Origin of the sequence: Winogradskyella rapida (assembly GCF_042675845.1) — a bacterium.
Classification (GTDB): domain Bacteria; phylum Bacteroidota; class Bacteroidia; order Flavobacteriales; family Flavobacteriaceae; genus Winogradskyella; species Winogradskyella rapida.
On sequence record NZ_JBHTKM010000048.1, the window covers coordinates 66,235 to 89,187 of the forward strand.

Sequence of the window (22,953 nt, forward strand, 5' to 3'; positions counted from 1 at the left end):
ATTGCTATTTAGTTGCGCGATTTAAAAGTTTGAAGAAGACTTATAAATCCTTTGGCTAAATACCAATGTGATTATTTATTATTTAGAGTAAAGTTCAACGATTAACTGCTCGTTGATTTGTTCTGGAATCTGAATTCTTGCAGGGACAGCAACGTAAGTTCCTTCCATAGTATTCGTGTTCCAAGTAATCCATTCAAATACTTCACTAGAGTTAGCTAATGAATTTTGGATTGCTTCTAAAGATTTAGATTTTTCTCTTACTGCAACAACATCACCAGCTTTTAGTTGGTAAGAAGGAATGTTTACTTTTTCACCGTTTACAGTAATATGTCTGTGAGATACTAATTGTCTAGCTCCACTTCTAGAAGGAGAGATTCCCATTCTGTATACAACGTTATCTAAACGAGACTCACATAATTGAAGTAATACTTCACCTGTAATTCCTTTTGCAGAAGTTGCTCTTTTGAACATGTTTCTGAATTGCTTTTCTAAAATACCATAAGTATATTTAGCTTTTTGCTTCTCCATTAATTGAATAGAGTATTCAGATTTTTTACCACGACGACGGTTGTTACCGTGTTGTCCTGGAGGGTAATTTCTTTTTTCGAAGGCTTTGTCGTCTCCGAAGATAGCTTGTCCGAATTTACGGGCTATTTTAGTTTTAGGACCAGTATATCTTGCCATTTTAAATTGTTTTTTAAGAGTGATTCGTGAATTAAGGTCTTAATCTTATCCTTCAAGAATCGTGAATCTCTTATTAATACTTGTTAATATTTTTCAGTTTGCAAAATTACACAAAATAAACTAATACCAACACATAAATGCGAGATATTAGTTTATTAGGTAATTTTAATAAGTCAATCTAACTTAAATTGTTAGACCTCTGAATAATTTCAGATTAAACTCTACGTCTTTTTGGTGGACGACAACCGTTATGTGGTAATGGAGTTACATCGATGATTTCTGAAACTTCGATACCTGCATTGTGTATAGATCTAATAGCAGATTCTCTACCATTTCCTGGACCTTTAACGTATGCTTTTACTTTCTTTAATCCAGCTTCTTTAGCTACTGCTGCTGCATCTTCTGCGGCTAATTGCGCTGCGTAAGGAGTGTTCTTTTTAGAACCTCTAAAGCCCATTTTACCTGCTGATGACCAAGAAATAACGTCACCTTTTTTGTTTGTTAAAGAAATAATGATGTTGTTAAATGAAGCTGTAATGTGAGCTTCACCAATTGCATCTACTATAACTTTACGTTTTTTTGTACTTGCCTTTGCCATTTTATTTTTAGCTTTTAGTTTTAGTATATAGTCGCTAGAATCCTAAACCGTTAAATTTCAAACAGATTCTTTCCAACGTCTAAAGACTAAAGACTATTTATTACTTAGTTACCTTCTTCTTGTTAGCAACTGTTTTACGTCTTCCTTTTCTGGTACGTGAGTTATTCTTAGTACGTTGTCCTCTTAATGGAAGACCAACTCTATGACGAATACCTCTGTAACATCCGATATCCATTAATCGCTTAATGTTCATTTGAGTTTCAGAACGTAATTCACCTTCAATCTTAAATGTCCCAACAGCTTCACGGATTGCTCCAATTTCATCGTCAGTCCAGTCTTGAACTTTAGTGTTTTCGTCAACTTTAGCAGCTGCTAAAATTTCTTTTGCTCTACTTCTACCTACTCCGTAGATATAAGTCAAAGAGATAACTCCTCTTTTCTGTTTTGGTATGTCTACACCTGCAATTCTTGCCATAATTACCCTTGTCTTTGTTTGAATCTAGGATTCTTTTTGTTAATGACGTAAAGTCTACCTTTTCTGCGCACTAATTTACAGTCTGCGCTTCTTTTCTTTACTGATGCTCTTACTTTCATCGTATTAGTATCTATAGGTTATACGAGCCTTCGTTAAATCGTAAGGACTCATTTCTAATTTCACTTTATCTCCTGGCAACAATTTAATGTAATGCATACGCATTTTACCAGAGATATGTGCAGTCACTATATGACCATTTTCTAATTCAACACGAAACATCGCATTCGATAATGCTTCAATGATTGTTCCGTCTTGTTCTATTGCTGCTTGTTTTGCCATAATCTTATCTTATTGCGCAACCGCTTTTCTATTTTTACCTGTTTTCATTAAGCCGTCATAATGCTTATTTAATAAATAAGAATTAATCTGCTGCATGGTATCTATTGCTACACCCACCATAATTAATAGTGATGTACCTCCGAAGAATAATGCCCAACCTTGTTGTACGTTCATTAAGGATACAATAAATGCTGGAAAAATAGCTACCAACGCTAAAAATATAGAACCTGGTAACGTAATTTGTGACATCACTTTATCTAAGTACTCTGATGTTTCAGATCCTGGACGTATACCTGGGATAAACCCACCGCTACGTTTTAAATCATCGGCCATCTTATTTGTTGGTACTGTAATTGCTGTATAGAAATATGTGAAAATTATAATTAATAAAGCAAACATTAAATTGTACCAAAAACCAAATATATCAGAGAAGTTAGATTGCATCCAAACTCCAGTATCAGTATCCTTTAACCACGCTGACCCACCAATTAAACTTGGTACAAACATAATTGCTTGTGCAAAGATAATAGGCATTACACCAGACGCGTTTAACTTTAAAGGTAAAAACTGACGCGATCCAAAAACATTCTTTTCATATCCTCCTGTAGCGGTTCTTCTTGCGTATTGTACAGCTACTTTACGTACTGCCATTACTAAGAATATCGATCCAAGGATGATTAAGAACCAAATTACTAATTCAATAAGGATCATCATAAACCCACCATCACCTTCTAATCTAGAAGCTGCATTCTGAAGGAATGCTTGTGGTAAAGTTGCAATAATACCTACCATAATTAATAATGAAATTCCATTTCCGATTCCTTTATCTGTAATTTTTTCTCCTAACCACATTGCAAATACACAACCGGTTATTAAGATAATTACTGATGAGAAATAGAACATGTTTTCACTAAATCCAGGAACTAATAAAGCCCCCATTGAAGTGGCACCAGATAAACCTGGTATACTAGCTAAATATCCTGGTGCTTGTACAAGACAAATACCGATAGTTAACCAACGTGTAATTTGAGTGATCTTTTTCTGACCACTAGCACCTTCTTTTTGAAGTTTCTGTAAATAAGGAATCGCAATACCCATTAACTGAACAACAATGGAAGCAGAAATGTAAGGCATAATACCTAAGGCAAATACAGAGGCATTAGCGAATGCCCCTCCTGTAAATGCATTTAACAATCCTAATATTCCAGTATCCGTACCGGCTTGTAAACCACCTAGAGCATCGATATTGATTCCAGGTAATACAACCTGCGCACCAAAACGATAAACCAACAACAAACCTAAGGTTAGAATAATTCTATCCTTAAGTTCTGTGATTTTCCAAACGTTTTTTAATGTTTCTATTATTTTCATCCTAAAAATCTTATAAAGTTACAGCTTCACCACCAGCAGCTTCAATAGCAGCCTTTGCCGTAGCAGTAAATTTATGAGCAGTTACTGTTAATTTTGCTTTTAACTCACCTCTACCTAAGATTTTAACTAGTTCATTTTTACCAGCTAAACCTAAAGTTATTAATGTATCAAAATCAACACTACCTTCGATTTTCTTTTCGTCAACTAACCTTTGTAACGTATCTAAGTTAACACCTTGATATTCTACGCGGTTAATATTTGTGAAACCAAACTTAGGTACACGTCTTTGAATTGGCATTTGCCCACCTTCAAATCCTACTTTCTTAGAATAACCAGAACGAGACTTTGCTCCTTTGTGACCACGAGTTGCCGTACCACCTTTTCCAGAACCTTGTCCACGTCCTACACGCTTTCCTTGATTTTTTACTGAACCTTCTGCAGGTTTTAAATTACTTAAATCCATTCTTAAGTTATATTTTTAAGCTTCTTCTACAGAAACTAAATGTTCAACTTTCTTAACCATACCAAGGATGTTTGGTGTGGCGTCGTGCTCTACAACTTGTCCAATCTTTTTTAAACCTAAAGCTTCTAATGTAAGCTTTTGTCTTTTCGTACGATTGATTGCACTTTTTACTTTCTTTACTTTAATCTTTGCCATCTTATCCTATCGATTATCCGTTAAATACTTTTTCAAGTGAAATTCCACGCTCTTTAGCAACAGACTTAGCATCTCTTAATTGTAATAAAGCATCAAAAGTTGCTTTTACCACGTTATGAGGGTTAGATGATCCTTGAGATTTCGATAATACATCGTGTACACCTACTGCTTCAAGAACAACTCTTACCGCACCACCTGCAATAACCCCTGTACCAGGTGCTGCAGGGATGATGTTTACTCTAGCTCCACCGTATTTCCCTTTTTGTTCGTGCGGTATTGTGCCATTAAGAATTGGAATTCTTACTAAATTTTTCTTAGCATCTTCTACTGCTTTTGCAATAGCGGTTGCTACATCTTTAGATTTTCCTAATCCTTGACCTACAACATTTGTTTCGTCTCCTACAACAACGATTGCAGAAAAGCCAAACGCTCTACCACCTTTCGTTACTTTAGTTACACGCTGCACGCCAACTAAGCGATCTTTTAATTCTAATCCGCTTGGTTTAACAAGCTCTGCGTTTTTATATTTTTGATACATAATGTCTTAAAATTTAAGTCCTGCTTCTCTAGCACCTTCTGCTAATGATTTTACTCTACCATGGTATAAGTATCCACCTCTATCAAAAGAAATAGTTTCAACACCAGCTTTCAAAGCTTTTTCTGCTAGTGATTTCCCAACTAAAGCAGCTATTTCTGATTTATTACCTTCAGACTTTGCAATATCCTTATCTCTTGAAGATGCAGCAGCTAAAGTTTCACCAGTTACATCATTTACGAGTTGAGCATAAATTTCTTTATTACTTCTAAAAACAGCTAATCTTGGTCTTGTTTCAGTACCAGATACTACCTTACGGATTCTGCTTTTAATTCTTAATCTTCTTTCGTTCTTTGTCAATGCCATAACCTAATTATTAAGCTGATTTACCTGCTTTTCTTCTAATTTCTTCACCAACAAACTTGATACCTTTTCCTTTGTAAGGCTCAGGTCTTCTAAAGCCGCGAATCTTAGCTGCAACTTGACCTACTAACTGTTTGTCTAAAGACGTTAATTTAACTCTTGGATTTTTACCTTTTTCTGAAACTGTCTCAATAGTTACTTCTGGAGCGATGTCCATAACGATATTATGAGAAAATCCGATGGCTAAATCTAATTTTTGTCCTTGATTAGATGCTCTATAACCGACACCAACTAATTCTAGTTCTTTTGTCCATCCTTTAGAAACACCTTCTATCATATTAGCAATTAATGCTCTGTAAAGACCATGCTTTGCTCTTAAATCTTTCTTGTCAGAAGCACGCTCTAATGTAATTGTTGCGTCTTCTATTTTAATTTCAATATCCGAATACTCTTGAGTTAATTCACCTAATTTACCTTTAGCAGTAATTACGTTATCCTTAACTTCAACTGTTACACCTTCAGGAATTGTTATTGGGTTTTTACCTATTCTTGACATAATTTCCTGTTTTTAGTATACGTAACATAAAACTTCACCACCTACATTTTCTCTCTGCGCTTGTTTTCCTGTCATCACACCGTGAGACGTAGAAACAATTGCAATACCTAATCCGTTAAGGATTCTTGGCATTTCTTTAGATGAAGCATACTTACGTAAACCTGGTTTACTGATTCTTTGAATTTTTTTGATGACAGACTCTTTAGTCTCCTTGCTATATTTTAAAGCAATTTTGATTGTACCTTGTACAGTTGAGTCATCAAATTTATAACTTAAGATATATCCTTGATCGAATAATATCTTAGTTATTTCTTTTTTTAAGTTAGATGCAGGGATCTCAACCACTCTGTGATTGGCCTTAACTGCGTTTCTAACTCGCGTTAAATAATCCGCTATTGGATCTGTATTCATATGTATTAATTTGCGGTAGCGGTTTTCGACACTATTGTCAAACCTGAAACCAATTTATAATTTTACCAACTTGCCTTTCTTACACCCGGTATTAAACCTTGGTTAGCCATTTCTCTAAACATTACACGAGAAATTCCAAATTGTCTCATGTAACCTTTTGGTCTACCAGTAAGTTTACAACGGTTATGCTGACGTATTGGTGATGCATTTTTTGGTAATTTCTGTAACGCTTCATAGTCTCCAGCTTCTTTCAAAGCTTTTCTCTTCTCTGCATACTTAGCTACCGTTTTAGAACGCTTCACCTCACGGGCTTTCATTGATTCTTTAGCCATAATTAATTCTTTTTAAAAGGTAATCCTAATTCAGTTAATAATGACTTCGCTTCCTTATCGGTTTCCGCTGAAGTCACAAATGTAATATCCATTCCTGAAATTTTGTTTACTTTATCAATATCAATTTCTGGGAATATGATTTGTTCTACGACCCCAAGGTTATAGTTTCCACGTCCGTCAAAACCAGTAGCTTTGATTCCGTTAAAATCTCTAACACGTGGTAAAGCTGAAGTCACTAAACGATCTAAGAATTCATACATTTGCTCTCCTCTTAACGTAACTTTGGCACCAATTGGCATCCCTTTACGTAATTTGAAAGAAGCAACATCCTTCTTAGACATCGTTTGTATAGCTTTCTGTCCAGATATTTTTGTAAGCTCCTCTACTGCGTGATCGATTAATTTCTTATCCGCCACAGCAGCACCAACACCTTTAGATATTACTATCTTAGTAAGCTTAGGTACTTGCATTACATTTTTATATCCAAATTCTTCCGTAAGAGCAGGAACAACTTTGTCCTTATACTCTTGTTTTAATCTTGCAACGTAAGCCATAATTAAATTACTTCATTAGATTTTTTTGAAAATCTTACTTTATTATCACCATCCATTCTATATCCCACTCGTGTAGACTCTCCTTTAGAGGTTAACAACGATAAGTTAGAGATATGTAAAGATGCTTCCTTCTCTACAATTCCACCTTGAGGATTTTGTGCACTTGGTTTCGTATGTTTCTTAACCATGTTCACACCTTCTACGATGGCTTTGTTCTTATCTATTAATACTTTTAGTACTTTACCTTCAGATCCTTTGTGATCTCCAGCAATTACTTTTACTGTATCTCCTGATTTTATTTTAAGCTTTGTCATTTTATTTATCAATTAAAGCACTTCAGGTGCTAATGATACAATTTTCATGAATTGTTTATCACGAAGTTCTCTAGCTACAGGACCAAAAACACGTGTTCCTCTCATTTCCCCTTGTGGGTTTAAAAGTACACAAGCATTATCGTCAAAACGGATATAAGATCCATCAGGACGTCTTACTTCCTTTGCAGTACGAACAACAACTGCTGTAGAAACAGCACCTTTCTTCACACTACCGTTAGGTGTTGCGTCTTTAACAGATACGACAATTTTGTCTCCAACAGAAGCGTATCTTCTTTTTGTTCCTCCTAGTACACGGATCGTTAAAACTTCCTTTGCACCAGTGTTATCAGCTACTTTTAATCTTGATTCTTGTTGTACCATAATTACTTCGCTCTTTCAATTATTTCTACTAATCTCCAACATTTAGATTTACTTAAAGGTCGTGTTTCCATGATCTTTACTGTATCTCCTTCGTTGCAGTCGTTTGTTTCATCGTGTGCGACATATTTTTTTGTCTTTAACACGAACTTTCCATACATAGGGTGTTTTACTTTCTTAACTTCTGAAACAACAATAGATTTCTCCATTTTGTTACTCGTTACGATCCCTATACGTTCTTTTCTTAAGTTTCTTTTTTCCATCTTTCAGCAGAATACAATTATTGTACGTCTCTTTTAGTTAGTTCTGTTGCCACTCTAGCTACTGTGCGACGTGCAACTCGTAACTGAATTGGATTATCTAAAGGTGATATAACATGAGCCATTTTAAGGTCTGTATAACTTTTTTTAGATTCACTAAGTTTCTCTTGTAACTCAGCTGTTGAAAGCTGTTTAATTTCTGATTGCTTCATAATATCTTTCTATTAAGCTTCGTAATCTCTAGCTATGATAAACTTAGTTTTTACAGGAAGTTTCTGTGCTGCTAAACGAAGTGCTTCTTGAGCAGTTTCTAATGGCACACCACTTATTTCAAATAACATACGTCCTGGTTTTACAACTGCTGCCCAATATTCAACGGCACCTTTACCTTTACCCATACGTACTTCAAGAGGTTTCTTTGTGATAGGCTTGTCTGGAAATATTTTAATCCATAACGATCCTTCTCTTTTCATATAACGAGTCGCGGCAATACGCGCTGCTTCTATTTGACGTGCAGTAATAAACGACGAGTCTAATGATTTAATACCGAAAGTACCATTTGATAACAAATGACCTCTTCCCGCATTTCCTTTCATACGTCCTTTTTGCTGCTTACGAAATTTTGTTCTTTTAGGCTGTAACATTTTTTCTTTTCTTTAAAAAATTACTTTCTACGACGAGATTGGTTCTTATTTCCACCACGTCCACCTTTGCTCTTTTGTTTAGATAAACCAACTAATGGAGAAAGTTCTCTTTTTCCATATACTTCGCCTTTCATAATCCAAACTTTGATACCTAGTCTACCATAGGTTGTATGTGCTTCTACTAGAGCGTAATCAATATCAGCTCTAAAAGTAGATAACGGAATACGTCCTTCTTTATAGTGTTCTGAACGTGCCATTTCAGCACCATTCAAACGACCACTAATCTGAATTTTAATTCCTTCAGCGTTCATACGCATAGCAGCAGCAATTGCCATTTTGATGGCCCGTCTGTATGAAATTCGGCTTTCAATTTGACGTGCAACACTAGCAGCTACTAAATAAGCATCTAACTCAGGTCTTTTAATTTCAAAGATGTTCAATTGAACTTCTTTGCCAGTAATTTTCTTAAGCTCTTCTTTTAACTTATCTACCTCTTGACCACCTTTTCCGATAATAATACCAGGTCTAGCAGTAGTGATAGTAACGGTTACAAGTTTAAGCGTACGCTCAATAATTACTCTACTTACACTAGCTTTAGATAGACGAGCATGAATATACTTTCTAATCTTATCGTCTTCGGCAAGTTTATCACCATAATCGTTTCCTCCGTACCAGTTCGATTCCCATCCTCTGATAATTCCTAAGCGATTTCCGATTGGATTTGTCTTTTGTCCCATATCTCTATCTTAGCTTTGTGTTTTATTTATTGCATCTACAACCACAGTTACATGGTTAGATCTTTTTCTTATTCTATGTGCTCTACCTTGAGGTGCTGGACGCAATCTCTTTAACATAGAACCACCATCTACTCTAATTTCTTTGATAAACAATTTAGCTTCTTCAACATCAGCATCTTCGTTTTTAGCTTGCCAGTTTGCAATTGCAGACATTACAAGTTTCTCTAAACGACGAGACGCTTCTTTTTGACTAAATCTAAGAATCTGAAGAGCTTTCTCTGCCTTTTCTCCTCTTACTAAATCCGCTACTAAACGCATTTTTCTTGGAGATGTAGGACAGTTATTTAGCTTTGCAAAAGCAACCTGCTTCTTCTCAGCTTTAATAGCTTCCGCCATTTGTTTTTTACGACTTCCCATGATTCTTATTTTTTACCTTTATTCTTAGCACCTGCATGACCTCTAAATGATCGTGTTGGTGAAAATTCTCCTAACTTATGTCCTACCATGTTTTCAGTAACAAATACTGGAACAAATTGACGACCGTTATGAACCGCTATAGTTTGTCCAACGAAATCCGGAGAAATCATTGATGCTCTAGACCAAGTTTTAATAACCGTCTTCTTATTTGAAGCTACATTTTCTGCAACTTTCTTTTCCAATTTATAGTGGATATAAGGTCCTTTTTTTAATGAACGTGCCATACTATCTTAATTATTTCTTTCTACGTTCTACAATATACTTATTACTCGCCTTAGTCTTAGAACGTGTTCTAAATCCTTTCGCTGGAATACCATTTCTAGATCTTGGATGTCCACCTGCAGATTTACCTTCACCACCACCCATTGGATGATCGACTGGGTTCATAACTACTGGTCTTACTCTTGGACGTCTACCTAACCATCGACTTCTACCGGCTTTACCAGAAACAAGTAATTGATGATCTGAGTTAGAAACAACTCCAATTGTAGCCATACAAGTCACTAAAATCATTCTAGTTTCACCAGATGGTAATTTTACTGTAGCAAATTTATCTCCTCTTGCCATTAACTGAGCAAAAGCTCCAGCACTACGTGCCATAACAGCACCTTGACCTGGACGTAATTCTATACAAGAAATAATTGTACCTAAAGGTATTTCACTTAATGGCATTGCGTTTCCAATTTCTGGAGCAATCCCTTTTTCACCAGACACTATATTTTGCCCTACTTGTAAACCATTCTGAGCGATAACGTAACGCTTCTCACCATCTTGGTAATTTAAGAGTGCAATAAATGCTGTTCTGTTTGGATCGTATTCAATTGTCTTAACTTCCGCAGGAATTCCTGCTTTGTTACGTTTGAAATCGATAATACGATAACGTTTCTTATGACCTCCACCTACTTGGCGTATGGTCATTTTTCCTTGACTGTTTCTACCACCTGATCGTTTTTTCGGAGCAAGCAAGCTTTTCTCCGGCTTATCAGTAGTAATGGCGTCAAATCCATTAACTACTCTAAATCGCTGACCTGATGTGATCGGTTTTAATTTTCTTACTGACATTAATGTCTAAAATTACATGTTAGTGTATAAATCTATTACTTCACCTTCCGCCAGTTGTACAATTGCTTTTTTAACAGCATTTGTTTTACCATGTTGAACACCAGTTTTTGTAAACTTGGTCTTACGATCTGGACGGACATTTATTGTACGAACTTTTTCAACAGAAACTCCATAAGCAGCCTCAACTGCTTTTTTGATTTCTACCTTGTTCGCCTTAGTGCTCACTTCAAATGCATATGCATTTAACGACTCACTTTGCATGGTCGCTTTTTCTGTGATTATAGGTTTTTTTAAGATACTCATCTGTTCTATTTACTTAAATTCGTTTCAATTCCTTCTAAAGCACCTTCAATTAGAACTACCTTATTAGCGTTCATAATTTTATAAGTACTTAATTCTGAAGCAGTTATCACTTCAGACCCTTTAAAATTGCGGGAAGACAAATATACATTATTATTTGACCCACCCAACACAATTAGAGACTTTTTATTGTCTAGTTCTAAAGCCTTTAAAACCTCTACAAAGTTTTTAGTTTTTGGAGACTCAAAGTTGAAATCTTCTAATACTAAAATTGAATTGTCGTTAGCTTTAATACTTAAGGCAGATTTACGTGCTAATCGTTTAAGGTTTTTATTTAATTTAAACCCGTAGTTTCTTGGTCTTGGACCAAACATACGACCACCACCTTTAAATACACCAGACTTAATACTACCTGCTCTTGCAGTACCAGTACCTTTCTGTTTTTTAATTTTACGTGTACTTCCAGTAATCTCTGCTCTTTCTTTTGCCTTATGCGTTCCCTGTCTTTGATTTGCTAAGTATTGCTTAACATCTAAATAGACAGCGTGATTATTAGGCTCTATAGCGAACACTTCTTTAGAAAGCTCTGCTTTCCTTCCTGTGTCTTTTCCGTTTATATCTAAAACTGCTATCTCCATTACTTCTCAATGATTACATAAGAATTTTTGTGACCAGGAACACATCCTTTTACCACTAGTAAGTTCTTTTCTGGAACTACTTTATAAATTCTTAAATTTTGAACTTTTACTGTTTCACCACCCATTCTTCCGGCCATCTTCATTCCTTTGAATACTCTCGCAGGATAAGAAGCTGCACCAATAGAACCTGGAGCTCTTAAACGGTTGTGTTGACCATGCGTCGCTTGACCTACACCACCAAAACCGTGACGTTTTACTACACCTTGAAAACCTTTACCTTTAGAAGTTCCTGCGATATCCACAAATTCTCCTTCAATAAATTGCTCTACTGTGATAGCATCACCTAATTTGTACTCCGAATCAAAACCTTTGAATTCAACAACTTTGCGTTTTACAGAAGTACCCGCTTTTTTAGCATGACCTAAGTCTGCTTTAGTAGCGCTTTTTTCTGTCGCGTCATCGAAACCTAATTGAAGGGCTGAATAACCATCCACTTCTTCAGTTCTGACTTGGGTAACGATACATGGTCCAGCTTCGATTACTGTACATGGAATGTTTTTTCCATTTTCATCGAAAATGCTGGTCATACCGATTTTTTTTCCAATTAACCCAGACATAATTTTGTTTGTTTTTTTATTGACAACTCGCGAATTGTCACTTTTGTTTGTTTTTTAGAAGGCAAGTCGCGACTTGTCCTTAGTATATAAAACTCAAGGCCGAAAATACGTTTCAGCCTTGAATTGTATTTATTACCGTTTTTCCCTCGCTCGCAGCTTAGGACATGTTGACTTCAATTTCGCTAGGCGATAGAAGTCCTATAATTACACCTTGATCTCAACTTCAACTCCACTTGGTAATTCAAGCTTCATTAAGGCATCAATTGTTTTAGAAGATGAAGAGTAAATATCTAATAAACGCTTATAAGAGCTTAATTGAAATTGTTCTCTAGACTTCTTGTTAACGTGTGGTGAACGTAACACAGTGAAAATTTTCTTGTGTGTTGGTAAAGGAATTGGTCCTGTAACCACCGCACCTGTGCTTTTTACTGTTTTTACAATCTTATCAGCAGACTTATCTACCAAGTTGTGATCGTAAGATTTTAATTTTATTCTGATTTTTTGACTCATTTTCTTAAGATTTACGATTCAACGCCTTTAGCCGCTGCAATTACTTCTTGTGATATATTAGATGGAGTCTCTGCATAGTGAGAGAATTCCATTGTAGATGTTGCTCTACCTGAAGATAATGTTCTTAATGTTGTTACATAACCGAACATTTCAGATAATGGCACTGTAGCTTTTACAGTCTTAGCACCTGCTCTATCACCCATATCACTTACTTGACCTCTTCTTCTGTTCAAGTCACCTACAATATCACCCATGTTTTCTTCTGGTGTAATCACCTCAAGTTTCATGATTGGTTCCATTATAACCGCCTTAGCTGCTTTTGCAGAATTTTTAAATCCTAATTTCGCTGCTAATTCGAAAGATAGTTGATCAGAATCGACATCGTGGTAAGATCCATCCTTTAAAGTTACTTTCATAGAATCTACTTCGTAACCTGCTAATGGACCATTAGCCATTGCCATTTTAAATCCTTTTTCAATTGAAGGGATAAATTCTTTAGGAACGTTACCACCTTTAATTGTAGACTCAAACTGAAGTCCTACAACACCTTCATCAGCTGGCTCAATCGTAAATACGATATCAGCAAACTTACCACGACCACCAGATTGTTTCTTATAAACTTCTCTATGATCTGCAGCTTGTGTAATAGCTTCTTTATACTCAACTTGTGGTTGACCTTGGTTAACCTCAACTTTGAATTCTCTTTTTAAACGATCTACAATAATATCTAAGTGTAGCTCACCCATTCCAGAGATAATAGTTTGTCCTGAAGACTCATCTGTACGCGCTGTAAATGTTGGATCTTCTTCTGCTAATTTAGCTAAAGCCATACCCATTTTATCTACATCTGCCTTAGTCTTAGGCTCTACTGCGATACCAATTACTGGATCAGGGAAGTCCATTGATTCTAAAACAATAGGATGCTTTTCATCAGACATAGTATCACCAGTCTTAATGTCTTTAAATCCTACAGCTGCTCCAATATCTCCTGCTTCAATAAAATCGATAGCATTTTGTTTGTTAGAGTGCATTTGGTAGATACGAGAAATACGCTCTTTTTTACCTGAACGGTTATTTAAGATATAAGACCCTGCATCTAAACGACCAGAATACGCTCTAAAGAATGCTAAACGCCCTACGAAAGGATCTGTAGCAATCTTAAATGCTAAAGCTGAAAATGGTTCTTTTACAGAAGGCTTACGTCTTTCTTCTTCGTCTGTATTAGGGTTTGTTCCTACAACACTATCTCTATCTAATGGAGAAGGTAAGTAACGACAAACAGCATCTAATAAGAACTGTACACCTTTATTTTTGAATGAAGACCCACAAATCATAGGGATGATAGCCATATCCATTACAGCAGCTCTAAGTGCAGCGTGCACTTCTTCTTCTGTAATAGAATCTTCATCTTCCATAAACTTCTCTAATAAGTTTTCATCATAAGATGCAACTTCTTCGATAAGTAAGGCTCTATATTTACGTGACTCTTCTTTTAATTCTTCTGGAATTTCAATAACATCGAAAGTAGATCCGTAGTTATCATCATGCCATACAATAGCTCTGTTTTTAACTAAATCTACGATTCCTTTAAAATCTCCTTCTTCACCAATGTTTAAAACGATTGGCACAGCGTTAGATTTCAACATGTCTTTAACTTGTTGACAAACACCTAAGAAGTTAGACCCTTGACGGTCCATTTTATTTACGAAACCAATTCTTGGCACTTTATAGTTATCAGCAAGTCTCCAGTTCGTTTCAGATTGTGGCTCTACACCATCAACTGCACTAAATAAGAATACCAAACCATCTAATACACGTAACGAACGGTTTACCTCTACGGTAAAATCAACGTGGCCCGGTGTATCAATGATATTAAAGTGATAATCTTGCGCTTCAGCTGTTGGTACGCCATTTTCTTTAGGGAACGTCCAGTCACAAGTTGTCGCTGCAGAAGTAATTGTAATACCTCTTTCAGCTTCTTGCTCCATCCAGTCCATTGTAGAAGCTCCATCATGAACTTCTCCAATTTTATGTGATACTCCCGTATAAAAAAGAATACGCTCAGTTGTTGTTGTTTTACCAGCATCAATGTGAGCTGCAATTCCTATGTTTCTTGTTAATTTTAAATCTCTTGCCATTTCTTAGAATCTAAAGTGTGAGAATGCTTTGTTTGCTTCTGCCATTTTATGAGTATCAGCTCTTTTCTTAACAGCTGCACCTTCTTCTTTGGCTGCTGCTAATACTTCGGCCGCTAAACGCTGTGCCATAGATTTTTCGTTTCTCTTACGTGAAAAGCCAATTAGCCATTTCATTGCAGTTGAAACCTTACGGTCTGGACGAATTTGCATTGGGATTTGAAATGTAGCACCACCAACACGACGACTACGTACTTCTACGTGAGGCATCACATTTGATAAAGCTTCTTTCCAAATTTCTAAAGCTGTTTTTTCGTCATCATTCTTTTTCTCTTCAACAATATCAATTGCATCATAGAATACTTTAAAAGCTACAGACTTCTTACCATCCCACATCATCATGTTAACAAAACGTGTTACTAACTGATCATTAAATCTTGGATCTGGTAAAAGCGGTCTCTTTTTTGCTGCTCTTTTTCTCATGTCTTCTTCTTAAAGTTTAAATTACTTCTTAGGGCGTTTTGCACCATACTTAGATCTACGTTGTGTTCTTCCAGATACACCTGCTGTATCTAAAGCACCACGAACGATGTGATATCTAACTCCTGGTAAATCTTTTACCCTTCCACCTCTAACCAATACTATCGAGTGCTCTTGTAAATTGTGACCTTCTCCACCGATGTATGCATTTACTTCGTTTCCGTTTGTTAAACGAACCCTTGCTACCTTACGCATTGCTGAGTTTGGTTTCTTAGGTGTCGTTGTGTAAACACGAGTACATACACCACGTCTTTGAGGACACGAATCTAAAGCAGCCGATTTACTCTTCTTGGTTATTTTGGCTCTTCCTTTTCGTACTAATTGTGAAATTGTTGGCATATATTTCTATATAAAATTTTATTAACCCTCACTTTTGAGGGCTGCAAAGGTACAAATTAATATCTATTATTCAAATAGTTGTGAATTTATTTTTCTAATAAAAATGATTTTTTATTTTCAACTTATATAATATGCGCTATTTTTACGTTGACCTACTAAACGACTCTATTTTATATTGATGCCATTGCGAAACCGTATTTTTTTATTTCTTACCATAATTTCGGTTTTTGTTAATTGGGCTCATGCACAGGTTATCAGACTTGAGGTTACAGCAGAAAACGCAGAAAAAACAAAGGTATTAGATTCTATTGGCTACAAGCAGCGCTTTGACAATTATAAGCAACTCCAGGAAGAGGTCTTCAATATAAAAGAACAACTTAGCCAGCAAGGTTATATAGATACAAGAATAGACGCCGTAAGCAAACAGAACGATTCTACTTACCATGCGGCATTATTTTTAGGAACCAAGATTAACATCGTAAGAATTTATTACACCTCTGATTTTGACGCGAAACTTCTAGATGACATCAAACATCAAAAAGGAACCGACTACTACGACATTGCCATTCAAAACTTAGAAAGCGTATTAAGCCACTTAAACACCAAACTTGCAGAACAAGGCGATCCTTTTTCAACCTTACAACTTATAGACCTTCAAAAATTAAATTCAGACACCCTCACCGCCCAATTAAAGGTGGTCTCCAATAAAAAAAGGCAGATTGACAAAATCATAGTTAAAGGTTATGAAAAATTCCCAAAAGCTTACATAAAACATTTTTTAAAATTAAGAACCAACCAAACGTTTAATCTCAATGAGATTAAAACCAAGACCATGTTGTTTGACAACATCCGTTTTGCAAAAACCATTAAAGATCCTGAAGTCTTATTTACTAACGATTCTACATCCTTATATATATATGTAGAAAAAGTAAGAACTAATAACTTTGACGGCTTTTTAGGATTTGGCACTAATGAGGATACTAATAAAATTGAATTTGACGGCTACTTAGATCTAAAACTCATTAATAATCTTAATTATGGTGAAACCATCAATCTCTATTATAAGAGTGACGAATCGGATCAACAAACTTTTGAAGTAGACGCAGATTTGCCTTACTTGTTTTCTACACCAATAGGGGCTCAAGTAGGACTCCGACTCTTTAAGAAAGATTCCACGTTTTTAAACGCCAACCAATACGCCAAGCTCAACTATTTAATAAATGCGGAACAAAAAGTAGGGCTTGGTATAACCACTACGAATTCTACATACCTATTAGAAGAAACAAGCCCAACGTTATCCGATTACAAAACCACCTATTACACGCTTAATTACACCTACTCTAAACCACAGTATGCCGACCCTCTATTTCCTATTAATTTTTGGTTCGATTTTACGTCAGGATTTGGAGACCGCACGATTAGCAACAGCAATGAAGATCAACAGATGTTTACTGTGGAAACTTATAAAATTTTCAACCTTAATAATAAGAATAGTATTTTTACCAAACTGAAAGCCGCTATGCTCAACTCCGACCAATATCTAGACAATGAATTGTTTCGTTTTGGGGGCATCAATTCGATTAGAGGATTTGAAGAGAATAGCTTAGTTGGCAACCTTTATGGCGTCATTAATACCGAGTATAGATATCGTTTAAGCAATACCTTATATGTACACTCTGTATTAGATGCTGCTTATTTTGAAAACCAACTTACAGACAGTAAAGAAAAACTATTTGGGTTTGGATTTGGATTAGGACTATTAACCAACGCCGGACTCTTTAAATTAAATTATTCTAGCGGAAAAACCGAAAATCAAACTTTTAAGTTATCAGACTCTAAAGTTCATTTAAGTTTAACAGCGACCTTTTAATAAAACCACCATGATAAGAACATTAATTTGCTTCCTAGTTTTAAGCAGTAATCTATTAATCGCACAAAACACTATAGGTAACACTCTTTATGAACAAGGCGCTTACGACGGTTATACTTTATTCTCCGCTTTTACAGAAACCTATCTTATTAATAATTGTGGTGAAGTCGTTAATCAATGGTCTAGTGACTACCTCCCTGGAAATGCGGTCCACTTACTTGAAGATGGCAGTCTGTTAAGAGCAGGCCAAACCGACACAGACGATATTACCTTTGGAGGACAAGGCGGTGTTATTGAAATTAGAGATTGGGACGGACAACTCACTTGGCAGTATTTTTACGACACTCCTAATATGAGACAACATCATGATGTTTTTCCAATGCCCAATGGTAACGTATTAATTTTAGCCGTAACTAAACTATCACGCAATGAAGCCCTAAACTTAGGAAGAGACCCTGAATTAATTAGTCAAGATGCGCTCTATAACGAACAACTTATTGAAGTAAAACCGATAGGTACCAATAATGCTGAAATTATATGGGAATGGAATATTAAAGATCATGTTATTCAAGATTTTGACCCAACAAAGAGCAATTACGGAACCATAAGTGCTCATCCTGAAAAACTAAATATTAATTTTTTAAATGGCGCTACACCAGATCCAAATTGGCTTCATTTCAATTCCATTTATTATGACGCCACTTTAGACCAAATTATCATAAGCTCTAGAAATTTAAGTGAAGTCTATATTATAGATCACTCCACAACGATTTTAGAAGCTACTAGCAATACAGGAGGTATTTACGGAAAAGGAGGCGACTTTCTATACCGCTGGGGAAATCCACAAGCCTATAATCAAGGCACCGAATCAGACAGGCTGCTTTACGGGCAACACTCCCCTTATTTTATTAAAGACGATAATGATAATACAAATAAAATTCTACTCTTTAATAACGGAAGAGATCGTTCACCGCTCTATTCTGAGATTTACACCGTTGTTCCCCCTACATCTAGTCCCGGTGTGTACACTTATCAATCAGGAACAAGCTATGGACCTAGTGTTCCAGAACACATTTACGGAAGCAGCACGGGACCATCCTATTTTTTCTCTAGCATTTTAAGTAGCGCCCAACGCTTGCCTAATGGAAACACTTTAATATGCGAAGGTATTAATGGACGCTTTTTTGAAATAGACAGTAACGAAAATATTGTATGGGAATACATCAACCCTATTAACACCAATAATGGCGATAACAAAACGCAAGGCACTGCCCCAGCTTCATTTTCTAACGTTAGCTTTAGAGCTATAAAATACAGCACCACTTACGCAGCTTTCGATACTAACAGCATTACTACAGGGGCTCCGATTGAATCTAACCCTAACACCACCGCATGCGAAAACTTAAGCACCTCGGATTACGAACTAGAAACAACAGCCATATATCCCAATCCTACAACAGGAGTTATAAACATCCAATCCAATACCAGCATCTCAAAAATTGAAATTTACAGCTTAACGGGTAAGAAAATTGGAGAAAGTAGAACTACGGAATCTATAGATTTAACCGACCAAGCAAATGGGGTTTATTTTTTAAAGTTATACACCGCTAATCAGGTGATCAATAAAAAAATTATTAAGTCTTAAATTCTAAACCTAATAATTTTACGCCACACTTAAATTCTTCTTTAAATTGTTAATTTTTACTGGAGTAAAAAAAGCCATTTTCACCAAATTTCCTTCATTTTCATAAAACCCAGCGGATATTTCGCTGATTTTTAGGTCTTAACAACTTCAATCCAAAACAGACCTTATAAGCGGCATTTTAAAAAATTTAAAAATGGCGCTAAAGTCAGTGATAATGGTACAAACACGACTTTTTAAACAGGTCTTTTACACTTGCGATTAATATACTTAAATGACTTAAAAACAAAGAATAACTCAAACTTTTAACACAAAAATATTGTTTTCTTAACTTTTTATTATGATTTTTAGACTTAGCTAACTCTAATAATTTAAATATGAAAACAAAGTTTAGTAGAATTCTAACGCTACTACTAGCGTTTGTTGTGCAAGTTACTTTTGCACAAGAAAGGACAGTTTCAGGAACCGTAACGGACCCATCCGGACTACCGCTCCCAGGGGTTAACATTGTAGTAAAAGGTACAAGCAATGGAACCCAATCTGATTTTGACGGTAATTATTCCATCTCAGTCAATACGGGAGACGTTTTAGTTTTTAGTTACGTCGGACTAAAACCTGAAGAAATTACTGTAGGAACTTCAAATGTTATTAATGCCACCCTTACTGAAGACACCGCAGCATTAGACGAAGTGGTGATCACCGCTTTAGGTATTAAAAGAGAAAAGAAAAGTCTCGGTTATGCCACACAAGAAGTTGACGGTGAAGAAGTTTCTAAGGTCAAAAGTTCCAATTTCGTTAACTCCCTTTCAGGTAAAGTCGCGGGTTTAGATATTAAATCTTCCGGTACACTTGGAGGCTCTACTAATGTTGTTATACGGGGTAGTAATTCTATCTCTGGTAACAACCAAGCACTTTTCGTTATTGATGGTGTTCCTATTAGTAATCAAAACACCAACACAAGCGATCAAACTCTTGGACGTGGAGGTTATGACTACGGAAACGCGTCTTCAGATATTAATCCTGATGACATTGCTACAATTAACGTCTTAAAAGGCGCTGCCGCTACAGCACTCTATGGATCTCGTGGAATGCACGGCGCTGTAATTATTACTACAAAAACAGGTAAAACAAAGAAAGGTATTGGTATAACAATTAGCTCTAGTCTTATGATTGGTACAGCAGATAGTGAGACCCTACCAAACTACCAAGACAAATATGGTGCAGGTTACGGAGCCTATTACGGGACTACCGAAGACCAATATTTCAATGATTTTGAAGATATAACCGGAGATGGTGTTCCAGATCTTACAGTACCATTTACAGAAGATGCTTCTTACGGAGCAGCTTTTGACCCAAGCTTAATGGTTTACCAGTGGAATTCTATTTTCCCACAATTAGAGGGTTACCGCGAAGCAACACCATGGGTTGCAGGAGCTAATGATCCTAATTATGTTTGGGGAACTTCTGGAACTTATGTAAACTCTGTAGGTTTAGATGGTTCTGATGAATCTAGCTCTTTTAGATTGGGGTACACCAATATGATGCAAGAAGGTAATTTACCGAATAGTGAAATTAAAAGAAACTCTATCACCTTTAATGGGTCGCATCAGTTTACAGATAAACTTACGGCCTCTACGTCTTTCACTTACACTAAAACAAGTGGTAAAGGTCGTTACGGAACAGGGTATGATTCTAACAACGTAATGCAACAATTTAGACAATGGTGGCAAACCAATGTAGATCTTGAAGCACAGAAGAATGCTTATTTCGCAACGAGAGAAAACATTACATGGAATACCAGTTCTGGTACAGATTTATCTCCAATATACTCGGATAACCCGTATTGGACGTTTTATGAAAATTATGAGACCGATTCTAGAAATCGTTACTTTGGTAACGTTATGTTAGATTACAAAATCAATGATTGGATCAGTGCCATGGCAAGATTCTCTTATGATACGTATACTGAATTTCAAGAGGAACGTACCAATGTAGGAAGTGCTAATGTTTCTCAATATTCTAGATTTAACAACCAAGTTGCAGAATACAATTATGATTTCTTTTTAAACTTCAACAAAGATTTAAGCGACAAGCTTAATTTAGACGGAAACTTTGGTCTTAACTTAAGAAGACAAACATGGGAGTCAATGAGAGCTGTAACAAATGGTGGACTCGGAATTCCAGGTTTATATTCCTTATCAAATTCATCGAGCCCAATTGAAGCTCCAATAGAATATGATGCTACAAAAATGGTAGATGGTGCCTTTGTAAGAGCAAGTTTAGGCTATGACAATTTTGCTTTTATCGAAGCCACTTACAGAAGAGACCGCTCCTCTGCCCTACCAAAGGATAATAATAGCTTTGGTTACTACTCTGTTTCAGGAAGTTTTATTTTCTCAGAGTTTATAGATACAGATTGGATTACCTTTGGAAAACTAAGAGCTAACTATGCAGAAGTTGGTGATGATACAGGACCGTATAGAGTTTATAACACCTATAATATTTCAGCACCGTTTGATGGTTCTGGTATCGCGTCAAACCCGGCGTCTTTAAACAATTTAGATTTAAAACCACAACGTCAAAATTCATACGAATTTGGTCTTGAAATGTCTTTCCTTAACAAGAGAGCTGGATTCGATTTTGCTTATTACAACACCACGACAGAAGATCAAATTGTTAACGTTCCTTATTCTGGAGCTACTGGATACTCTTCACGTTGGTTAAACGCAGGAACAATAGAAAACAAAGGTTTAGAACTTCAACTATATGGAACGCCGATAAAAACAGAAGATTTCCAATGGAATCTTAACGTTAACTGGTCTAAAAATGAAAACGAAGTTATTGAATTACTAGACGGTATTGAAAACTTACAACTTGCAAGTTTACAAGGTGGTGTATCTATCAACGCTACTCCTGGTGAAGCCTATGGTACCATTAGAGGAACTAACTTTATTTACCAAGATGGCGAAAGAGTTGTAGGTACTGATGGTTATTACGAGACAACAGATACTTCTAATGAGGTTATTGGAAATGTTAACCCAGATTGGAAAGCGGGGATCAATAACAGTTTCTCTTATAAAAATGTGACATTGAGTTTCTTAATAGACATTCAAAAAGGAGGTGACATTTTCTCATTAGATACTTGGTATGGTTACGCTACAGGTTTATATGACTTTACAGCCGGAACCAATGATCTTGGTAACCCAGTAAGAAACCCTGTAACTTCAGGAGCTGATAGTGGTGGTGTAATTTTATCTGGTGTACAAGCCGATGGAACACCTAACACCGTTAGAGCCAGTGCAACTTCTTATGCTAACCCATGGGGATATGCAAGAACACCAAATGCTGCGCACGTTTATGACGCATCTTTTGTAAAATTAAGAGAACTGAGTTTAACATATAGCTTAACCCCTAAAGTCTTAGAAAAGTTGCCTTTTACAAACGCATCACTTTCACTTATAGGGCGTAATTTATGGATCATTCATAAGAACCTTCCATACTCTGATCCTGAAGCAGGATTGAGTTCAGGGAATATTCAAGGATACCAGTCTGGTGCTTATCCAGCCATTAGAGAAATAGGAGCTAGTTTAAAACTTCAATTTTAAAAAAAATTA

The 22,953-nt window shown here is 36.1% G+C and carries 33 protein-coding genes; 3 read left to right on the forward strand and 30 right to left on the reverse strand.

Annotation, left to right across the window (positions count from 1 at the left end; genetic code table 11):
* Positions 1–78: 78 nt before the first annotated feature.
* The 30 genes from rpsD to rpsL all read right to left on the reverse strand — a co-directional run bounded on the left by rpsD (position 79) and on the right by rpsL (position 15,827).
* Positions 79–684, reverse strand: coding sequence for a 30S ribosomal protein S4 (rpsD, locus tag ACFQ13_RS06620; protein WP_114310893.1), 606 nt, complete (start codon positions 682–684; stop codon positions 79–81).
* 214 nt (positions 685–898) lie between these two features.
* Positions 899–1,282 carry a 30S ribosomal protein S11 gene (rpsK, locus tag ACFQ13_RS06625; RefSeq protein WP_114310892.1) on the reverse strand — a complete coding sequence of 128 codons (384 nt, stop codon included), beginning with the start codon at positions 1,280–1,282 and terminating at the stop codon, positions 899–901.
* Positions 1,283–1,382: 100 nt separating this feature from the next.
* On the reverse strand, positions 1,383–1,757 hold the full coding sequence (gene rpsM / locus ACFQ13_RS06630; protein ID WP_114310891.1) for a 30S ribosomal protein S13: 375 nt from the start codon (positions 1,755–1,757) through the stop codon (positions 1,383–1,385).
* 2 nt (positions 1,758–1,759) lie between these two features.
* Positions 1,760–1,876: a type B 50S ribosomal protein L36 gene (gene ykgO, locus ACFQ13_RS06635; protein ID WP_008269159.1), complete on the reverse strand. Its 117-nt coding sequence runs from the start codon at positions 1,874–1,876 to the stop codon at positions 1,760–1,762.
* A 4-nt stretch (positions 1,877–1,880) separates the two neighbouring features.
* Positions 1,881–2,096, reverse strand: a complete 216-nt coding sequence (gene infA, locus ACFQ13_RS06640; protein WP_007094967.1) for a translation initiation factor IF-1 — start codon at positions 2,094–2,096, stop codon at positions 1,881–1,883.
* Between the two features lie 9 nt (positions 2,097–2,105).
* Positions 2,106–3,467, reverse strand: a complete 1,362-nt coding sequence (gene secY, locus ACFQ13_RS06645; protein WP_114310890.1) for a preprotein translocase subunit SecY — start codon at positions 3,465–3,467, stop codon at positions 2,106–2,108.
* 10 nt (positions 3,468–3,477) lie between these two features.
* Entirely contained in the window at positions 3,478–3,930 is a 453-nt protein-coding gene (gene rplO / locus ACFQ13_RS06650) for a 50S ribosomal protein L15 (RefSeq protein ID WP_114310889.1), read from the reverse strand.
* Between the two features lie 15 nt (positions 3,931–3,945).
* On the reverse strand, positions 3,946–4,125 hold the full coding sequence (gene rpmD / locus ACFQ13_RS06655) for a 50S ribosomal protein L30 (RefSeq protein WP_045468968.1): 180 nt from the start codon (positions 4,123–4,125) through the stop codon (positions 3,946–3,948).
* Between the two features lie 13 nt (positions 4,126–4,138).
* Positions 4,139–4,663: a 30S ribosomal protein S5 gene (rpsE, locus tag ACFQ13_RS06660; RefSeq protein WP_114310888.1), complete on the reverse strand. Its 525-nt coding sequence runs from the start codon at positions 4,661–4,663 to the stop codon at positions 4,139–4,141.
* A gap of 6 nt (positions 4,664–4,669) precedes the next feature.
* A complete protein-coding gene (gene rplR / locus ACFQ13_RS06665; RefSeq protein ID WP_114310887.1) occupies positions 4,670–5,026 on the reverse strand; it encodes a 50S ribosomal protein L18 in 357 nt (118 codons plus the stop codon).
* Positions 5,027–5,036: 10 nt separating this feature from the next.
* Positions 5,037–5,579 carry a 50S ribosomal protein L6 gene (gene rplF, locus ACFQ13_RS06670; protein WP_114310886.1) on the reverse strand — a complete coding sequence of 181 codons (543 nt, stop codon included), beginning with the start codon at positions 5,577–5,579 and terminating at the stop codon, positions 5,037–5,039.
* 12 nt (positions 5,580–5,591) lie between these two features.
* Complete coding sequence (gene rpsH / locus ACFQ13_RS06675) at positions 5,592–5,990, reverse strand: 30S ribosomal protein S8 (protein WP_092446811.1); 399 nt, start codon at positions 5,988–5,990, stop codon at positions 5,592–5,594.
* Positions 5,991–6,052: 62 nt separating this feature from the next.
* On the reverse strand, positions 6,053–6,322 hold the full coding sequence (gene rpsN, locus ACFQ13_RS06680; protein WP_020897643.1) for a 30S ribosomal protein S14: 270 nt from the start codon (positions 6,320–6,322) through the stop codon (positions 6,053–6,055).
* Positions 6,323–6,324: 2 nt separating this feature from the next.
* Positions 6,325–6,876, reverse strand: a complete 552-nt coding sequence (gene rplE, locus ACFQ13_RS06685; protein WP_114310884.1) for a 50S ribosomal protein L5 — start codon at positions 6,874–6,876, stop codon at positions 6,325–6,327.
* Positions 6,877–6,878: 2 nt separating this feature from the next.
* The gene (rplX, locus tag ACFQ13_RS06690) at positions 6,879–7,190 is read right to left on the reverse strand and encodes a 50S ribosomal protein L24 (protein ID WP_114310883.1); all 312 of its coding nucleotides are present in this window, start codon (positions 7,188–7,190) and stop codon (positions 6,879–6,881) included.
* Positions 7,191–7,202: 12 nt separating this feature from the next.
* A complete protein-coding gene (gene rplN / locus ACFQ13_RS06695; RefSeq protein WP_114310882.1) occupies positions 7,203–7,571 on the reverse strand; it encodes a 50S ribosomal protein L14 in 369 nt (122 codons plus the stop codon).
* A gap of 2 nt (positions 7,572–7,573) precedes the next feature.
* Positions 7,574–7,831: a 30S ribosomal protein S17 gene (gene rpsQ / locus ACFQ13_RS06700; protein WP_040756784.1), complete on the reverse strand. Its 258-nt coding sequence runs from the start codon at positions 7,829–7,831 to the stop codon at positions 7,574–7,576.
* Positions 7,832–7,848: 17 nt separating this feature from the next.
* Positions 7,849–8,040, reverse strand: a complete 192-nt coding sequence (gene rpmC, locus ACFQ13_RS06705) for a 50S ribosomal protein L29 (protein ID WP_114310881.1) — start codon at positions 8,038–8,040, stop codon at positions 7,849–7,851.
* 12 nt (positions 8,041–8,052) lie between these two features.
* Entirely contained in the window at positions 8,053–8,472 is a 420-nt protein-coding gene (gene rplP, locus ACFQ13_RS06710; RefSeq protein WP_114310880.1) for a 50S ribosomal protein L16, read from the reverse strand.
* Between the two features lie 20 nt (positions 8,473–8,492).
* Positions 8,493–9,209 (reverse strand): 30S ribosomal protein S3, encoded by a 717-nt coding sequence (rpsC, locus tag ACFQ13_RS06715; RefSeq protein WP_114310879.1) that lies wholly within the window; start codon positions 9,207–9,209, stop codon positions 8,493–8,495.
* 9 nt (positions 9,210–9,218) lie between these two features.
* On the reverse strand, positions 9,219–9,626 hold the full coding sequence (rplV, locus tag ACFQ13_RS06720) for a 50S ribosomal protein L22 (RefSeq protein ID WP_092446804.1): 408 nt from the start codon (positions 9,624–9,626) through the stop codon (positions 9,219–9,221).
* A 5-nt stretch (positions 9,627–9,631) separates the two neighbouring features.
* Positions 9,632–9,910: a 30S ribosomal protein S19 gene (gene rpsS, locus ACFQ13_RS06725; protein ID WP_114310878.1), complete on the reverse strand. Its 279-nt coding sequence runs from the start codon at positions 9,908–9,910 to the stop codon at positions 9,632–9,634.
* A gap of 10 nt (positions 9,911–9,920) precedes the next feature.
* Positions 9,921–10,748, reverse strand: coding sequence for a 50S ribosomal protein L2 (gene rplB / locus ACFQ13_RS06730; RefSeq protein ID WP_114310877.1), 828 nt, complete (start codon positions 10,746–10,748; stop codon positions 9,921–9,923).
* Between the two features lie 12 nt (positions 10,749–10,760).
* Complete coding sequence (gene rplW / locus ACFQ13_RS06735; protein ID WP_114310876.1) at positions 10,761–11,051, reverse strand: 50S ribosomal protein L23; 291 nt, start codon at positions 11,049–11,051, stop codon at positions 10,761–10,763.
* A 5-nt stretch (positions 11,052–11,056) separates the two neighbouring features.
* Positions 11,057–11,686 (reverse strand): 50S ribosomal protein L4, encoded by a 630-nt coding sequence (rplD, locus tag ACFQ13_RS06740; protein WP_114310875.1) that lies wholly within the window; start codon positions 11,684–11,686, stop codon positions 11,057–11,059.
* On the reverse strand, positions 11,686–12,303 hold the full coding sequence (gene rplC / locus ACFQ13_RS06745; protein WP_114310874.1) for a 50S ribosomal protein L3: 618 nt from the start codon (positions 12,301–12,303) through the stop codon (positions 11,686–11,688). Before rplC ends, rplD begins: the two co-directional genes overlap by 1 nt.
* A 204-nt stretch (positions 12,304–12,507) precedes the next feature.
* Positions 12,508–12,813: a 30S ribosomal protein S10 gene (gene rpsJ, locus ACFQ13_RS06750; protein ID WP_007650482.1), complete on the reverse strand. Its 306-nt coding sequence runs from the start codon at positions 12,811–12,813 to the stop codon at positions 12,508–12,510.
* Between the two features lie 11 nt (positions 12,814–12,824).
* A complete protein-coding gene (gene fusA / locus ACFQ13_RS06755; protein ID WP_386115482.1) occupies positions 12,825–14,951 on the reverse strand; it encodes an elongation factor G in 2,127 nt (708 codons plus the stop codon).
* 3 nt (positions 14,952–14,954) lie between these two features.
* Positions 14,955–15,431: a 30S ribosomal protein S7 gene (rpsG, locus tag ACFQ13_RS06760; RefSeq protein WP_114310872.1), complete on the reverse strand. Its 477-nt coding sequence runs from the start codon at positions 15,429–15,431 to the stop codon at positions 14,955–14,957.
* Between the two features lie 21 nt (positions 15,432–15,452).
* The gene (gene rpsL, locus ACFQ13_RS06765) at positions 15,453–15,827 is read right to left on the reverse strand and encodes a 30S ribosomal protein S12 (protein ID WP_019386263.1); all 375 of its coding nucleotides are present in this window, start codon (positions 15,825–15,827) and stop codon (positions 15,453–15,455) included.
* A gap of 184 nt (positions 15,828–16,011) precedes the next feature.
* On the opposite strand from rpsL, the gene ACFQ13_RS06770 reads away from it, so the two are divergent.
* The 3 genes from ACFQ13_RS06770 to ACFQ13_RS06780 all read left to right on the forward strand — a co-directional run bounded on the left by ACFQ13_RS06770 (position 16,012) and on the right by ACFQ13_RS06780 (position 22,944).
* Complete coding sequence (locus ACFQ13_RS06770) at positions 16,012–17,697, forward strand: hypothetical protein (protein ID WP_386115484.1); 1,686 nt, start codon at positions 16,012–16,014, stop codon at positions 17,695–17,697.
* Positions 17,698–17,707: 10 nt separating this feature from the next.
* Entirely contained in the window at positions 17,708–19,342 is a 1,635-nt protein-coding gene (locus ACFQ13_RS06775; protein ID WP_386115488.1) for an aryl-sulfate sulfotransferase, read from the forward strand.
* Positions 19,343–19,716: 374 nt separating this feature from the next.
* Positions 19,717–22,944 (forward strand): SusC/RagA family TonB-linked outer membrane protein, encoded by a 3,228-nt coding sequence (locus ACFQ13_RS06780; RefSeq protein ID WP_386115491.1) that lies wholly within the window; start codon positions 19,717–19,719, stop codon positions 22,942–22,944.
* The last annotated feature ends 9 nt before the right edge of the window (positions 22,945–22,953 follow it).

Coding starts and splice junctions, on each gene's coding strand:
- rpsD (WP_114310893.1), bottom strand. CDS start 684: ATGGCAAGATATACTGGTCCTAAAACTAAAATAGCCCGTAAATTCGGA.
- rpsK (WP_114310892.1), bottom strand. CDS start 1,282: ATGGCAAAGGCAAGTACAAAAAAACGTAAAGTTATAGTAGATGCAATT.
- rpsM (WP_114310891.1), bottom strand. CDS start 1,757: ATGGCAAGAATTGCAGGTGTAGACATACCAAAACAGAAAAGAGGAGTT.
- ykgO (WP_008269159.1), bottom strand. CDS start 1,876: ATGAAAGTAAGAGCATCAGTAAAGAAAAGAAGCGCAGACTGTAAATTA.
- infA (WP_007094967.1), bottom strand. CDS start 2,096: ATGGCAAAACAAGCAGCAATAGAACAAGACGGAACAATCATTGAAGCA.
- secY (WP_114310890.1), bottom strand. CDS start 3,467: ATGAAAATAATAGAAACATTAAAAAACGTTTGGAAAATCACAGAACTT.
- rplO (WP_114310889.1), bottom strand. CDS start 3,930: ATGGATTTAAGTAATTTAAAACCTGCAGAAGGTTCAGTAAAAAATCAA.
- rpmD (WP_045468968.1), bottom strand. CDS start 4,125: ATGGCAAAGATTAAAGTAAAGAAAGTAAAAAGTGCAATCAATCGTACG.
- rpsE (WP_114310888.1), bottom strand. CDS start 4,663: ATGTATCAAAAATATAAAAACGCAGAGCTTGTTAAACCAAGCGGATTA.
- rplR (WP_114310887.1), bottom strand. CDS start 5,026: ATGGCATTGACAAAGAACGAAAGAAGATTAAGAATTAAAAGCAGAATC.
- rplF (WP_114310886.1), bottom strand. CDS start 5,579: ATGTCAAGAATAGGTAAAAACCCAATAACAATTCCTGAAGGTGTAACA.
- rpsH (WP_092446811.1), bottom strand. CDS start 5,990: ATGAATACAGATCCAATAGCGGATTATTTAACGCGAGTTAGAAACGCA.
- rpsN (WP_020897643.1), bottom strand. CDS start 6,322: ATGGCTAAAGAATCAATGAAAGCCCGTGAGGTGAAGCGTTCTAAAACG.
- rplE (WP_114310884.1), bottom strand. CDS start 6,876: ATGGCTTACGTTGCAAGATTAAAACAAGAGTATAAGGACAAAGTTGTT.
- rplX (WP_114310883.1), bottom strand. CDS start 7,190: ATGACAAAGCTTAAAATAAAATCAGGAGATACAGTAAAAGTAATTGCT.
- rplN (WP_114310882.1), bottom strand. CDS start 7,571: ATGGTACAACAAGAATCAAGATTAAAAGTAGCTGATAACACTGGTGCA.
- rpsQ (WP_040756784.1), bottom strand. CDS start 7,831: ATGGAAAAAAGAAACTTAAGAAAAGAACGTATAGGGATCGTAACGAGT.
- rpmC (WP_114310881.1), bottom strand. CDS start 8,040: ATGAAGCAATCAGAAATTAAACAGCTTTCAACAGCTGAGTTACAAGAG.
- rplP (WP_114310880.1), bottom strand. CDS start 8,472: ATGTTACAGCCTAAAAGAACAAAATTTCGTAAGCAGCAAAAAGGACGT.
- rpsC (WP_114310879.1), bottom strand. CDS start 9,209: ATGGGACAAAAGACAAATCCAATCGGAAATCGCTTAGGAATTATCAGA.
- rplV (WP_092446804.1), bottom strand. CDS start 9,626: ATGGGAAGTCGTAAAAAACAAATGGCGGAAGCTATTAAAGCTGAGAAG.
- rpsS (WP_114310878.1), bottom strand. CDS start 9,910: ATGGCACGTTCATTAAAAAAAGGACCTTATATCCACTATAAATTGGAA.
- rplB (WP_114310877.1), bottom strand. CDS start 10,748: ATGTCAGTAAGAAAATTAAAACCGATCACATCAGGTCAGCGATTTAGA.
- rplW (WP_114310876.1), bottom strand. CDS start 11,051: ATGAGTATCTTAAAAAAACCTATAATCACAGAAAAAGCGACCATGCAA.
- rplD (WP_114310875.1), bottom strand. CDS start 11,686: ATGGAGATAGCAGTTTTAGATATAAACGGAAAAGACACAGGAAGGAAA.
- rplC (WP_114310874.1), bottom strand. CDS start 12,303: ATGTCTGGGTTAATTGGAAAAAAAATCGGTATGACCAGCATTTTCGAT.
- rpsJ (WP_007650482.1), bottom strand. CDS start 12,813: ATGAGTCAAAAAATCAGAATAAAATTAAAATCTTACGATCACAACTTG.
- fusA (WP_386115482.1), bottom strand. CDS start 14,951: ATGGCAAGAGATTTAAAATTAACAAGAAACATAGGAATTGCAGCTCAC.
- rpsG (WP_114310872.1), bottom strand. CDS start 15,431: ATGAGAAAAAGAGCAGCAAAAAAGAGACCGCTTTTACCAGATCCAAGA.
- rpsL (WP_019386263.1), bottom strand. CDS start 15,827: ATGCCAACAATTTCACAATTAGTACGAAAAGGAAGAGCCAAAATAACC.
- ACFQ13_RS06775 (WP_386115488.1), top strand. CDS start 17,708: ATGATAAGAACATTAATTTGCTTCCTAGTTTTAAGCAGTAATCTATTA.
- ACFQ13_RS06780 (WP_386115491.1), top strand. CDS start 19,717: ATGAAAACAAAGTTTAGTAGAATTCTAACGCTACTACTAGCGTTTGTT.